This window comes from Nostoc favosum CHAB5714 (assembly GCF_020829495.1).
Taxonomy (GTDB): Bacteria; Cyanobacteriota; Cyanobacteriia; order Cyanobacteriales; family Nostocaceae; genus Nostoc; species Nostoc favosum.
Window position 1 is genome coordinate 38,071 of record NZ_JAIVFQ010000021.1, and the last position, 14,090, is coordinate 52,160.

8 protein-coding genes and 1 pseudogene are annotated in these 14,090 nt (G+C 41.1%); 7 read left to right on the forward strand and 2 right to left on the reverse strand.

Annotated features, from left to right (window positions below):
• Window positions 1-305: 305 nt before the first annotated feature.
• Window positions 306-2,639 (forward strand): SBBP repeat-containing protein, encoded by a 2,334-nt coding sequence (locus LC586_RS16140; RefSeq protein WP_229485788.1) that lies wholly within the window; start codon window positions 306-308, stop codon window positions 2,637-2,639.
• 34 nt (window positions 2,640-2,673) lie between these two features.
• On the opposite strand, the pseudogene LC586_RS16145 reads toward LC586_RS16140, so the two are convergent.
• Window positions 2,674-3,015 (reverse strand): annotated as a pseudogene (locus LC586_RS16145) (FAD binding domain-containing protein); the annotation flags it as partial.
• Window positions 3,016-3,340: 325 nt separating this feature from the next.
• Between LC586_RS16145 and LC586_RS16150 the strand changes: the two are divergent.
• The 5 genes from LC586_RS16150 to LC586_RS16170 all read left to right on the forward strand — a co-directional run bounded on the left by LC586_RS16150 (window position 3,341) and on the right by LC586_RS16170 (window position 10,134).
• Window positions 3,341-4,036, forward strand: coding sequence for a response regulator transcription factor (locus LC586_RS16150; RefSeq protein ID WP_229485789.1), 696 nt, complete (start codon window positions 3,341-3,343; stop codon window positions 4,034-4,036).
• Between the two features lie 63 nt (window positions 4,037-4,099).
• Window positions 4,100-6,001: a sensor histidine kinase gene (locus LC586_RS16155; protein ID WP_229485790.1), complete on the forward strand. Its 1,902-nt coding sequence runs from the start codon at window positions 4,100-4,102 to the stop codon at window positions 5,999-6,001.
• Between the two features lie 116 nt (window positions 6,002-6,117).
• The gene (locus LC586_RS16160; RefSeq protein ID WP_229485791.1) at window positions 6,118-6,849 is read left to right on the forward strand and encodes a DUF928 domain-containing protein; all 732 of its coding nucleotides are present in this window, start codon (window positions 6,118-6,120) and stop codon (window positions 6,847-6,849) included.
• Between the two features lie 600 nt (window positions 6,850-7,449).
• Entirely contained in the window at window positions 7,450-9,126 is a 1,677-nt protein-coding gene (locus LC586_RS16165) for a filamentous hemagglutinin N-terminal domain-containing protein (protein ID WP_229485792.1), read from the forward strand.
• A 384-nt stretch (window positions 9,127-9,510) separates the two neighbouring features.
• The gene (locus LC586_RS16170) at window positions 9,511-10,134 is read left to right on the forward strand and encodes a hypothetical protein (RefSeq protein WP_229485793.1); all 624 of its coding nucleotides are present in this window, start codon (window positions 9,511-9,513) and stop codon (window positions 10,132-10,134) included.
• Window positions 10,135-10,377: 243 nt separating this feature from the next.
• Here the strand turns inward: LC586_RS16170 and LC586_RS16175 are convergent, their stop codons facing one another.
• Window positions 10,378-13,179 (reverse strand): CHAT domain-containing protein, encoded by a 2,802-nt coding sequence (locus tag LC586_RS16175; protein ID WP_229485794.1) that lies wholly within the window; start codon window positions 13,177-13,179, stop codon window positions 10,378-10,380.
• 441 nt (window positions 13,180-13,620) lie between these two features.
• On the opposite strand from LC586_RS16175, the gene LC586_RS16180 reads away from it, so the two are divergent.
• Window positions 13,621-13,770: a hypothetical protein gene (locus tag LC586_RS16180; protein ID WP_229485795.1), complete on the forward strand. Its 150-nt coding sequence runs from the start codon at window positions 13,621-13,623 to the stop codon at window positions 13,768-13,770.
• The last annotated feature ends 320 nt before the right edge of the window (window positions 13,771-14,090 follow it).

The following is a 14,090-nucleotide window of genomic DNA, read 5'->3' on the forward strand; positions in this document are numbered from 1 at the left end:
CAAAACAAATCAGATAACTAAAAAATCTGATTAGACGAGGAAATGGCATTTGCACTTAAAATTATCCGTTGAACTGGTAATTTTTCTTTTTCCCACTTCCCTAAATTTATCGCTCATACTCTTGACAAAATCATGATCTTATCGAATGAAACAGCCTTGCCCTAGCTCTCCGGTACGTTTCATTCGATCAGGTGTAGAACTTATCAAGATAGTATATTTTGCGACTTTTAAAACATCCTCTCACAAGTGCAAAACTGAGTCTGGAAAAAATCTGAATTGTTTCTCAAATAAGGGATTTAAACAAAATGGCTGATGAACAATTAGCAATTTCATTATTGACACCTGCCAGCGATTTAGTAATTGGAGGGGGTACAAATGCTTCTGAAGCCCTTTTCGGTCGTGCCGGAAACGATACCATTTATCCTGATAATCCGATTGTAAGCGCCACTCAAGCAACAAATGTAGATTATTTGTTTGGCGATATATTTGACAACTCTGCCGAAGAGTATGAGATTATTCTGAATATTCAGGCTGCTCAACAAGGTGGTAATCCATTTCTGATTCTAGACAGAAATATCCCATCTGTAGGAGCAGACAGATTTGTTCTTGGTGATACAACTCAGCCCTACTATACTACCTCTAACCCAGATACCCTACTAACTACAAACTTCCTTGGTTTGAACGAGTTTGCTGTCATTTATGATTTCGGCGTAAATAATGACATCATCCAACTAAATGGTCAAAAGAAAGACTATCTATTAGTAAAAGTTAACGGATTACAGGTTCAAGGAGTCGCACAACCGATTTCTGGAGAAGGTATCTTTTCACTGCAACAGGGAGCACCTGACCTCGTCGCTTTTGTGGTTGCCAAGCCTGAAGTCAATTTAAATTTGAACTCGGATAATTTTCGGTTTGTCGGTGAAAAACCACCAAAAAAACCAGCACTAAACAAGAAGGTTGAGCAATTAGGAACTACCGGAAACGATCTCAGTCTTGCTGTGAATACAGATTCTGCTGGCAATATCTATCTCGGAGGAACTACCACCGGGCCGTTGTTTGGAACAAATCTTGGTTTTACAGATGCTTGGATAGCCAAATATGACAGCAATGGCAATCAGTTGTGGGGTAGACAGTTTGGCTCCTCTGGTGATGAGTCTAACTGGGCAAGCGTCACAGACAATAACGGTAACACCTACCTAGCGGGTGGCACGTCGGGTAGCGTGTTTCCAACCAACCAACCATCAGAAACTGATGTTTGGGTGGCAAAATATGACACCAATGGCAATCAGTTGTGGGGTAGGCAGTTTAGCGCTGGTGGTTTTTCGAGTGGAGCCTTTGCCCTAGATATAGATACAACAGGCAATGTCTACTTATCAGGAATAGCAATTAAGGAGAATCAAAGAACAGACATTTTCAATTTTGCGGTTCAGGATGATTCCTGGGTGGCGAAGTTTGACACCAATGGCAACCAGCAGTGGGTTACCTCGATTAAAAATCCTTCTGCGAGCTTCCCTTTTGACATAACTCCTTTCTTTGACGAATGTTACGACCTTGCCGTAGATAATAATGGCAACAGCTACGCAATCGGCTGGACTCAGGGCTTAGTCGTAGAGTCAGACCCATCACGACAGCTTTTGAAGTACGATGCCTGGGTGTCAAAGCTGAACACCGCAGGGCAGGTAGAGTGGGTGCAACAGCTTGGAAGTATAAATCAGGGACTTGATTTTGCCTGGGGTGTTGATACTGACAGCAACGGCAATATTTACGTTACAGGATGGACTACAGGAGATATTGGCACAGAGGTGGGGAAAAAGAGAATCGGGGCCCGCGATATTTGGATTAGCAAACTTCGTCCAGATGGCTCTCAAGTGTGGGCTAAACAATTTGGTTCTCCAGATGATGATGGTATGTACCTATCGGACATGGAGATCGATGAAAATGACAACATCTTTATCATCGGACATTCTAACGGTAAGTTAGGAAAAGGCCAAAAAGATGAATCTTATAATGCCTGGGTGGCGAGGTTCGACACTGATGGCAATAACAAGTGGATTCAACAATTTGGAAGCAAAAATAATCTTGACTACCCTATAGGTGTTACTACTGGCGGCTCTGGTAAAGTTTACGTGACTGGAGCTACTGATGGCTTATTAGGGAACACTAATGGTGTTAATACCTCAGCTGTGGACGGTTGGTTGGCTCAACTTGATGTCAACAACGGAAAACTGCAAAAATTTATCGGTGGTTCATCAAAGAATAATGTCGTGAGTAGTTTAAGTGATGACATCACTAGTTCAAGTGATGTCAACACTAGTTCAAGTGATGTCAACACTAGTTCAAGTGATGTCATCAGTATTGCTGATCCTACTCCCATTCCCACCATTGATATCACTAATGTTTTAGTCACTAAAGAAAGGCTGCCTCAAGGCGATAACCGGATTAACCCTGCTGAGGGTATCAATCTTAACTTTGCTCAGGGAATCAGTGCTAACTTTGCTCAGGGAACCAGTAGTACCAGCAGTGCATTCAACTATGGACAGATCGTTTCTGGTCTTGGCAGCATATTTGACCCTCAATCTGAAAATTCTTTTGGTTCAGCTTTGGCTGAGGCGGTTAATAATGGCACTATAGTGATTTGAAATGATTAGGACTTACGTACTGACAGATTATTAACGGAATGCGGCGCTGAGTGCCGTCTGCCTTTTGAACGTGAACGATCGCATCGAGCGCGACGAGCGCGATCGCCATATCCGACGGGTGCGTGGCAACGCAATCTTTTGACCAGCCGAAGATTGCGTGATTGCGGTTGATGCCTTCAAGCGTGCCGCAGCCCCCCGGCTCGCGTTTGTTGCACGCCATCGCCGTATCGTAAAAATACGGGCAGCGCGTCCGCTGATTTAAATTTCCGCCGTTAGTCGCCATATTGCGAATCTGCCCGCTCGCGCCCGCCAAAATCGCCTGCGTCAAAAGCGGGTAGTTTTGCCGGACGAGCGGATGATTCGCCGTATCGGGATTAAATTATCCCATAAGTTAGTATTCTTATGATTTTCAAATTTTCTCAAAATGAACCGTTCAAAGCTTCTGAATTATCTGGAAATTTTATTTTCTGGAAGTCTCTTGCCGTTTGAGTTTAGACTTGCTGTCTAGATTTGCACTTTTGTGCATAGCTTGAAAATTGATCTCCAATTAGAATAGGTGCATACTTCAACGAGTAGAGTTAGGGATAAAAAGTGCAAGATATGAATCTCAGGGTAAACATCGTAGAGTACAGGATTTTTTGTAAAGCTTAAAGAAATTTTTAGTTTAAATAAACATAAATAAAAATACGGTAGGAGTAAGTTTGGAAGAAGATCAAGCTTGGGGACATTTACTAGTGGAAAAAAAACTGGGTATTCTTGTTGTCGATGACCATCAATTAATTTTGACTGGTACTCTCGATGTATTAAGTCGAGAGTATCCCGAAGCTGCTATTATTAAAGCTCAGACTGGAGAAGAGACACTTTATCAACTCCAATTTCATCAGTTTGACCTAATTGTCATGGATTTATCAATTCCCGATCAGCAAAAGAAGATAGCAGAAATTGATACCGGAATTAAGCTGTTGCAAAATTTGCTTAAAGAATATCCTCATCAGAATTTCATGGTGCAAACTAGTTATGTGAAGGCGTTAATTCGGATTAAACACGAGATAGATAATCATCAAGGTGGGTTTGCGATCGCAGACAAAGGATTACCCGAATCGGAAATGCTAATGCGGGTTAATTTGGCACTTCACGGTGCAACTCACACGAAAGACATCAAAACGGGGATTGAACTCAAACCGGAATGGTTGGAGGTGTTGCGGTTGGCTTTTGAAGAGAGTTTGACAGATAAGGCGATCGCTGAGAGAATGTATAAATCAGAACGAGCAGTGCGGACTTACTGGACGAAGATTCAGGATGTTTTGGGGGTATATCCTGAAGACTGCAAGCAAGGTGGTAAGAATATGCGAATCCAAACTGAAGTTCGTTCCCGTGAAGAAGGTTTAATCGATTAGTGCTCTTTTATGACTCTGGAGAGCGTTAATCCGAACGGGGAAAATTAATCCAGAAAAAACTAGATGAGAAAGAGAATCTGGAATCACATTTACCAAGAAATTGGGTTATGGTCTCTTGCTGCACGTCCGGGAATACTAGTGTTGGTGTTGGTGATCTTGATACGTATGGTTGGAGGAATGCAATCTTTGGAATGGATGTTCCTCGATACCATGTTACGTCTGCGTCCCGCAGAAAAACTTGATGAGCGTGTAGTCATTGTGGGGATCGACGAAAAAGATATTGAATGGGTTAAGCAATATCCGGTTCCAGATGGGAAAATTGCAGAGTTACTCACCAAGCTGGAAACCTATAAACCGCTAGCAATTGGGCTGGATATATTCAAAAATGTTCCCGTTGAACCTGGTGGCGAACAACTCGCTAAGGTATGGCGGGAAAATACTAATATTATTAGTATTGAAAAAATCTTACCACCAGCACAGATTCCTCCACCCCGAAGTTTGCCACCTGAACAAATTGGATTTGTTGATTTATTTAATGATGCAGATAGCAAAAATCGACGCTATTTGTTATATACAACGAACCCAAATAATGATAAAGAAGATAAATATTCTCTAGCACTACAGTTAGTTACTAGATACTTCAAAAAAAAAGGAATGGAGTTGGAAACGGGGAAAAATGACCCGAATACAATCATGATTCAGGGAACTGAATTGCACCGAATTACCCCTAATTTTGGTGGATATGTAGATATTAATCATGGGGATGGGGGATTGTCAATTTTGATTAATTACCGCAATAATTATCAGCCTTTTCATGTTCTATCACTGCGCGATATTCTCAATCAGAAAAATCAGAACGTTTATGCAAAATTGTTGGGCGATCGCATTGTATTAGTTGGCAACCGAAATCTCAGCGGCGGTGATATTTTTTATACATCTGCTTTGCCAACATTAGAATTAAAGGGTCAAATTTACGGTGTTGACTATCATGCTCACGTCATCAGTCAAATTCTCAGTACTGTAATCGATGGTCGCCCAATGTTGCACAGTTGGGGAGATATGGGAGAATACACATGGATAGTGATTTGGGGTTTTCTGCCGATTATTATCGGACGGCTTACCCAATCTGTCTGGAAAAATCTATTTAGTGTTGGTCTAGCCGGAGTTTGTCTGTTTAGCTACGGCTATGTGATGCTGTGGTTGTGGGGTATATGGATTCCTGTAGCACCTAGTTTGATCGTATTAGCTGTGAATGGGGTTGGCTTGAGTGCTTTTGCATTTTACCAGCACGATAAATTCTTGCGATCGCAAATTAACGAACGTCAAAACACAATTCAACACACTTTTACCGTAATTCATAATGGCCCCCTACAAACCCTCGCCTATGGATTAAAGCACATGCGTGCTAAAGATGTACCCTATGAACAACTGCTTGGACAATTTGAAAAGCTCGATCGAGAAATTCGGGAAATTGGCGAATTTCTCAAACTCGAAACATTAACCCCAGAAGAGAGCTTGCGTTTAGGAAGCGGATTGATTATCGAATTGAACCGACCGCTTCATGATTTGTTATATGAAGTTTATTCAAGTACATTAGAGCGGAATGATTTTGAATATTTTAAAACATTAAAAGTTAAAATTCGCAATTTTGATCCAATTGATGATAAGTATTTAAGTAGGGAACAAAAACGGAAAATTTGTCTCTTTTTAGAAGAAGCTTTGTGTAATGTTGGCAAACATGCTCAAGGAGTAAAGTGTGTTCAAGCAACGGGTGTTTATGGTGCAAGTCAATATAAGTTGTGCGTCAAAGATAACGGTTCTGGGATTCAATCAAAGCTGGAAAATAAAGGTACAAAACATTCTAAACTACTCGCCAGACAATTAGGAGGAGAGTTTCGACGGGAATCGCTTTCCCCTCGTGGGACAGTATGCGAACTTAGTTGGAAACCTACGAAGGAATTTTAGATTTTCAATTGGAGACTGGGGATTCATAACCCCAAGCAAATCTTACTCATAATTTCTTCCCCAGTACCGATAAGTCAAGATTTTAGTAGATAACCATAGAATTATCAGCATTTACCATGAATCATCAATATTTTAGATTTTGGCAAAACAGCCGCAGACTTACAAGTTTAGTTGTGGGAGTGATTTTTTTTATTAGCGCAGTCCCCGCCTATGCTCAGTTTAAACCACGCGATCGCAAACCTGCCAGTGGATATTCCAGTGCGGGTGGTTCGCGTGGATGTTCGAGTAGTAATATCCCAATGATGCAGCTTGCACCTGTGACATTTATCGGTAAAACCGCTTCCACACGTCCAATGCTTGCTTGGTATATGTCAAGTTCCCAAACCGTGCGATTAAGAATTTTTGAATTCGATTCAGCGACAACTGTTAAACAAATCGGCAAAGTTAAAGAAATACCAACAACAGTCGGGATCAATAAATTAAAACTTCCCCTTGATTATCCTGAACTAACTGTAGGTAAAACATATTTCTGGCAAATTGCAATTGACTGCGAAGCGCGTCCAATTGTTAGCAATGCAGAATTTACCGTCATCAATCCTCAATCACTAGCTAAAAACCGATTTGCTAGCATCCCAGAAAGTGTAAATTATTATGCTGAAAATGAACTGTGGTATGAAGCATTTGAAGAAGCATTGAAAGCAAGCAGTAATGGTAAATTGGGTAAAACTGGATCAAGTTTAGTTCAAGACCTCGCACAGTCTGAAATCCCCATAGGAAGCGAAGTCGATATCAAAATCATTCAGCAACGCATCGAAGATATCCAGAAAATTTCAAGCGAAAGAATATAGAGAAAGTGGGGAGATAGGACTTACACACTGTACAAATGCATCGTGATGTGCATTACCTATCTTGAAGAAGTTTTCAGGCTTTTCTTAATTATCCTGCGATCGTAAATAGACCATGCTGTAGGGGCACAGCATTGCTGTGCCCTTACGAAAGATATGGTTTTTAACCTTATATCAATTCTGTATGAAGATGCGCTAAACCATATATAAATACAAAAAAGAAAAAAGAAGAAAGAAAAACGAACCGCATAGACGCGGAGCGGCTTCCCGCAGGGTAGGACGCAAAGGACACAAAGAAAGAAGTTAGAAGGGTTTGGCGCAGCCTCACAAAGAAATGGTATTAATCCATCTTTGGTATTTCTTGTCAATGCGTAAGTCCTATAGTTTAGCCCTTTCAAGGTGAACGTTTGTACTATGAAATAAATGATATTTTAACCCAATTTTGGTATTTTGGCGAAGGTGATCGCTTAATTTACAGTCCAAAAATTTGGAGTTTAATGCATAAATTCTTTGTTCAATTCCAGCCGATGCCTGAAATGCCGTAAAAACGTTGATAGTACATATGCTCACCTTGAAAGGGCTAGTCCTAGGAGAATAGAAATAATGGAAATTTTGCGGTTTGGTGTAGCGGGATTACTAGGGTGCGTGGGAGCGTTAGCAGTTTCTATTCACCCTACTTTTGCTCAGTTAACTCCTGATAACACCCTTGGGATAGAGCGATCGCAAGTCGTTCCTATTGATAAAGATAATGACCGCATCGGGGGCGGTGCGGCTCGTGGCATAAACCTATTTCACAGTTTTCAAGATTTTAACGTTGGTGTTGGTCGAGGCGTTTATTTCGCCAATCCAGAGGGGATAACAAATATTTTTTCTCGCGTTACTGGTGGTAACTCATCGAATATTTTCGGGACTTTGGGGGTATCGGGTAATGCGAATTTGTTTTTGCTAAATCCTAATGGCATTGTGTTTGGGAAAAATGCCCAGTTAGATATACAGGGTTCTTTTTTGTGGACGACAGCAAATAGCTTAGTCTTTGCCAATGGCGTAGAGTTTAGCGCTACAAATCCGCAAGCACCGCCGTTGTTGGCTATCAATGTACCAATTGGCTTGCAGTTTGGTTCGCAACCTGGAAGTATTACTAGCCAAGCAGTGATTCGGAATTCTCAAGGAAATGCTGTTGGTGGTTTGAGTGTTGGCTCTGGCAGCACTTTAGCACTTATGGGCGGTGAAATTGCCTTGGATGATAGTTATTTGTCTACTCAAAATGGACAAGTGAAATTGGGAGCAGTGGGTGGAGATACAACCGTTGGGCTGAATGTCAATGGCTCCTCATTGGGTTTTAAGTTCCCAGAAAATTTCGGACGGGCAGCCATTAACTTAACGAATGGAAGGATTTTCGCTACAGGTGGAAATAGTGCAATTGAGCTATTTGGGGGAAAAATTGGGCTTAACGGAAACCGTTCGTATCTATTTAGTTTGAATGGCGGCTCAATTGTTGTTGATGCGACTCAATTGAATTTAGACAACGGTGCTGGAATTGGTAGCGCTACTTCTGGTGCAGCGAAGGGTGGTGATATTCAAATTCAAGCCAGCGATGCAGTAACTTTCGCTAACAACAGTCGGATTTTTTCCCAGAGCAGGGCAAACGCTACGGGTGCGGGTGGTGACATCACCCTCAATATCGCTGATTTATTACTTTTGCGCCGTGGCGGTTTAATTTCAACCACCGCAGGTAGAAGCCAAGCTGGGGGTGATGGCGGTAACATCAATATCAACTCTAAATTTATCGTCGCCATCCCCGAAGAAAACAGCGACATCAGCGCCAACGCATACAGTGGCACAGGTGGAAATGTCCAAATCAATTCTCAAGGGATTTTCGGTATCGAGTCGCGTCCAAAGCCAACCGAAAAAAGTGATATTACTGCAAGTTCCGAATTAGGCGTTTCAGGTGTAATTAAAATTAATGCACCCGATACCAGTTCTATTCAAAACAGCTTCACAGAATTATCCGCAAACGTTATGGATACTGATGCATTGATCGCTAATAGTTGCATTTCACGCAGTCCCAAACAAGAGGGTACATTCTTCATCACGGGTTCTGGTGGTTTACGTAATAGTCCGGGAGATGAATTAATTTCAATCTATTCGACTGGTGAGGTGCGAAGTGTCAATGACAAGACATCGCGGACTTGGAAAAAAGGCGATCGCATAGTTGAACCACAAGGGGTTTATCGACTTGCTGATGGACGCTTGGTACTCAGTCGAGAATGTCAATTGTAACGGATGATTTATTGGGAACATCCCAATTTTGCAAATTTACCAACATCATTAGTTGTCATTGCGAATGAAGCGTAAAGCCTTTGGCATAGCTTCGCTTAACGCGGTAGCGTCTCGTAAGAGAAGCGAAATGTTCGCCCTTGACGTTCCCGAAGGGTAGCAATCGCAACATCTCTACTTTGCGATTGCTTTGCTCCACTGCGTTACGCTCGCAATGACAAATTGTATTTTTACACATTTGGGATGCTGCCGATTTATTTGTTAGAAACAACATAGGCATGAAAGAGCGCCCTTAAAACGAATCAACATACTTATAATTAAGCTAAGTTGGCTTCACTCTGTGGAACAGTGAGGACGCTTTCTTATTAGCTATATATCGGATTTATTATGTCTAAACCAAAAATTTTGCAAGAAGGACAGAGTTACACTTTTCGTTCTTACTTCGAGTTCCCTTATGAAACAGAAGATATTTTAGCTGAATTGGGTTATAGCTTTTCACGTGCGCGTATGACCTTACCCTCTTCTCAACGTGTACCACAACGTTTACCTGAATTACGTCAGCAAATCGAGGAGTTGTTACCATTAGTAACTTTATCGAGCGAAACTGCACGTCGAGAAATTATGGTAGCACCAGTACTTTCGGAACTAGCGCGTTTTTGTAAGTGTCAAATGCGTTTAGAATATCCTCTCCAGGTAAGTTCTCAACTCAAAGGTAATTTAGATTATTTACTGCGAAATATGAACACAAATGAAAGAGGTAAAAATTTTCTGGTAGTTGAGGCTAAAAACGACGATTTGTCAAGAGGTTTTACTCAACTATCAGCAGAGTTAATCGCTTTGGCAATAGCAGAAGAACAAGATATTCTTTATGGTGCAGTCACAGTAGGTGATACTTGGCGTTTTGGTTTATTAGAACAACAGCCTCTTCATATTACTCAAGACATTACTTTGTATCGTGTGCCTGATGATTTAGATATTTTAATGCAAATATTGATTGGAATTATTGAATAATATAGGAATCTGGTTTGATTTTTGAACAAAATTAAGTATTTGTAGGGTGCGTTATCGCCGAGAGTACGGCACTATTCTTAAGAATTTGGTGCGTTACGCTGTCCCTACGTATCTGACCTAACCCCCTAGCCCCCTTCCCTGCGTTCGCGCAGCGGCACGAAGTGCGGGAAGGGGGAAAAATTCAAAGCCTCTCCCCTTGTAGGGGAGAGGAATGGAAGTGAGGTTTTCGGGGATCTGTGGCTTTCAAAGCCAATTACCGATCGCAATCATTGGTGCCCAGTATACTGGGTTATCATACTTAATATTTATACCTTCCGATGGGGGTAATTTCTTAGCATTAATCATCCGAATTTGGGCTTTTTGCAGTGCTTCTGCAATACTCATTCCCGCGTTGCGGTAATTGGTGTAAAATGTTTTGACTAGTTCGGCTGTCGATGCATCTGTGACACTCCACAAAGATGCGATCGCACTCTTAACCCCAACTTGTAATGCAACTCCAGCTAATCCTAGTGTAGCCCGGTCGTCGCCAACTGCGGTTTCACATGCAGTAAGTGCGAGAACTTCGACACTATCTAATTTGTTGTTGAGGTTTCGCAGTGAGTTTTCTAATTGACTGATGGTGAGTTTTTGGTTTTTGCCTGTGACAATGAAGGTGTCTTCGGGAATGATGCCAAATTGAGCGTGACTAGCTATATGGACAATGGGGTATGTTGTTTTCTCCAGTTTTTGTTTAAAACTTTCGGGGACAAAGTTATCGTCGATGAGGTCGGTATAATTGGAAAATAGACTTTTAACTGCACCGACTTCTTCGGGAACTGAAAAAAGCGCATCAAAAACCTTTCCGTCGATTGTGGCTTTTTGTGTCAAAGCCAAAATTAACGCCTTTTGCGTACTGCGATCGTGTACTTTGGGCGTAGTAAGTCGTAAACTAGGAGTTGTGGCAACTGCGTAGGTTTCGACTAAATATTTCTTTTCTTGGTTATCATAAAGTGCTGCCATTGGCACACTACGCAAAAACCCATCCTGAATAAACACAAGGGTTTTGACTGTCTCAGGTTTAATATCTTCAGCAAAAGGGCGAATTATCCAATCATAAAGCTGTGCCGCAGTTGTTGTATCGTAGTTAACTTCTTCTTCTCCTTTAACTAGTCCGCTACGAAACTCGGCAATTTTTTTCTGTAGCCTATCACTGCTAACTATCTTACTTGTACCTTCTTGATTGGAGTCTTTAATCCACTTAAATTTGGTTGTCTGATTAGGTAATTGCAATAATATCCCGGTTTTGCCATCTAAAATTATCGAACTCAAAAACCCAGTATTTTTAAAGGTTACACTATTATCTTGCAGGAGTTCGCCTATCTGTTTGGGATTCAACCCACTCAAAATGCAATCATTGCCAAAATAATTCTGTAATTCTGCCAGTTTCAACGCATCGATGGTGTTAACTACTTTTGATAATTCTTTGGCACGTTGTTTGTCTGCAATTGCCCCAACTTCCAACAGATCAAGCCGCGATCGCGCCAATGTGCGGTACAATGGTCGAACGACATCGCGGAAGTCAAACTGGACATCACGTTCTGCGGTTAAAATATCCTGGCGGATATCTTCCAAGGTTTCAAATGCTCTTTGATAGGATGCGATCGCTTCTTCTTTGCGATTTTCTTGATCTAAAATCCGTCCAGCTTGCCACTCCCACAAATACAAGCTATCTTTTGCACTCAAGTTTTTGTCTGCTGCAATGATTGCAGTTTGGGTATACTTTAATGCTTGTTTACTATCTTGACGGCATTCCCAAAAATGTCCTAAAGCACCATTAGCATAAGATTGTAGGCGATTGTCTTGTAATTTATTACTAGTTAATATTGAGCTTTTGAGCAAATTTAATGCTTCGTTTTCCGATGAAACCATCTGAGTTGGACAGTAGGTAAAGGGCGAAGTTCTTTGAGAATGGCGCTGCAAGTATGCTAAATCAATTGCCCCATACACTTTTGTGGCTGAATCGGGTAAATCTTTGAGAATCTTCAAAGCATCCTCATGAGCATTATTAAAGGTTTCATCGCTGATAACTTTCGTCTCATTTGTCTGGGAACCCAACTGAATTAAATTTAATAATCCCCGCATCTCTGCTAAAGGTTGTTTTTGGTTGTAGGCAAGTTTTATACTATTTTGAAAATATTCGCGGGCTTGGTTGTAATCTGCCGCAGACTTGTTGGTAAATTCTTTTTCTTTACTGACAATACCAGCTTGCTTTGCAGAATTGGCTTGTAACTCATGCAATTGAGCGCGACTTCTGTAAGCATTACCCAAACTATTTAACACCAAAAAGTCATATTCTGGAGAGACTTGTTGCGTGGCGTGTAAATACTGAATTGCTTGGTGATAATTTCCGATTAACCTATATGCCTCACCGAGAATTCCCAAAGCTGCAATCTTACCGCGTTTGTCGTTGTGTTTGGTGGCGATTTGTTCGGCACTTTCGGGAGTGCATTTTATTTCCTGACTTGCTTGATTTTCTGAGATTTTCGATTCTACCAATTTACCACATAAAAGTGCGATCGCTTTGCGAGGTTGTCCCAAATTGCTGTAAACTTGGGCGAGTTCTGACTGCATTCGTCCAACTTGCTGGATATCTTCCACCGCCCTATAATCATGAATGGCTGCTGATAACGACTCAATAGCTTCTTTATTTTCTCCTAGTTGTTGGTAGGCACGCGCCAAATTTTCATTTACAACCGCCGCACCTGACGGATTATTTTTATACTGATTTAATGCCTCTTGCCAGTGTTTTACCGCATTGTAAAAATTTCCGGCATCATAGTCTTTAATTCCTTGTTCAACTAGTACACTAGCATTTTGAGTTTGTGCAGATACGACTTGTCCAAACAATAAACAGATGACGAGGGTTGCCAAAAATAATACTTTGATCAGGTGTTGCTGCATGAAGAGATGAATTAACCTCACGCAAAGAAAAGTTCGAGCCACGGAAGTCGGTGGACGTAAAAGCGTAGAGAGTAATAGTTTGAGATATTTCTTTGGGAACTTCATATTTTAATTCAGCAACGCCTGGTTTTTATGATGTTCGGTTAAAAAAGTTAGTTTTTATACAGTTTGTTTTGGCGATCGCAAGTTATTCCAAGTCAATTGATAAAGGAAATACTTATGTGGTTTTTATTTTTAACTTACCAGAAATAGGCAATTTAATTAAGTTTATATTGCATAACATAGTTTGATTGATTATTGCCCAGTTACTTGCTTAATTTTGCATTAATCCACGCAGGTGAACTTAGTACACAGTTTCGTAAATTCATAGCCAATTGAGGGTTTAAGTTTAAACTTGCTACTTCCATTGGCACTAAGAGGATGTTTGAAAAGTCTAATTTATTACTAGCCCTGGCACAGGTGCGGCTATACAGGCAAAACCCACCTCCGTGGGTTAGAGGATGTTTGAAAAGTGTCGTATAGCACATATAATACTCCAATATAACTTTGAAGTACCTCAACACGACTTTGAAGTACCTCAACACGACTTTGAAGTACCTCAACACGACTTTGAAGTACCTCAACACGACTTTGAAGTACCTCAACACGATTTCGAGGTATCCGTTAGTTATTTTTACAGGACTTACGCAACAATAACGTAATTTCGTCATTGCGACCGTTCGCTCTTAGCGTTCCCGCAGGGTAGGGAAGCAATCGCAAAGCCTTGTTTTTTCGTTGTAAGTGCGTAAGTCCTATTTTAGTTAGGCGATGGAAAAATAGTATGTGCAGTTTTCTGCAAAATGGTATGCACGATCATGCGATCGCACGATACAAAATCATGCAACTATATTTGCATGATAAGTGAATGCATTATCTTGTCGTTTAGCTGCTCGTGGATTTTATATCATGTCCGGTTGAACACTTGTCATTGCGAACGAAGTGAAGCAATCGCAGAGGTCTTGTGATTGCTTCGCTCC

Excerpts from the sequence above, each read along its gene's own strand:
- LC586_RS16140 (WP_229485788.1), top strand. The coding sequence starts at position 306 with ATGGCTGATGAACAATTAGCAATTTCATTATTGACACCTGCCAGCGAT.
- LC586_RS16175 (WP_229485794.1), bottom strand. The coding sequence starts at position 13,179 with ATGAAGTTCCCAAAGAAATATCTCAAACTATTACTCTCTACGCTTTTA.
- LC586_RS16170 (WP_229485793.1), top strand. The coding sequence starts at position 9,511 with ATGTCTAAACCAAAAATTTTGCAAGAAGGACAGAGTTACACTTTTCGT.
- LC586_RS16160 (WP_229485791.1), top strand. The coding sequence starts at position 6,118 with ATGAATCATCAATATTTTAGATTTTGGCAAAACAGCCGCAGACTTACA.
- LC586_RS16165 (WP_229485792.1), top strand. The coding sequence starts at position 7,450 with ATGGAAATTTTGCGGTTTGGTGTAGCGGGATTACTAGGGTGCGTGGGA.
- LC586_RS16155 (WP_229485790.1), top strand. The coding sequence starts at position 4,100 with ATGAGAAAGAGAATCTGGAATCACATTTACCAAGAAATTGGGTTATGG.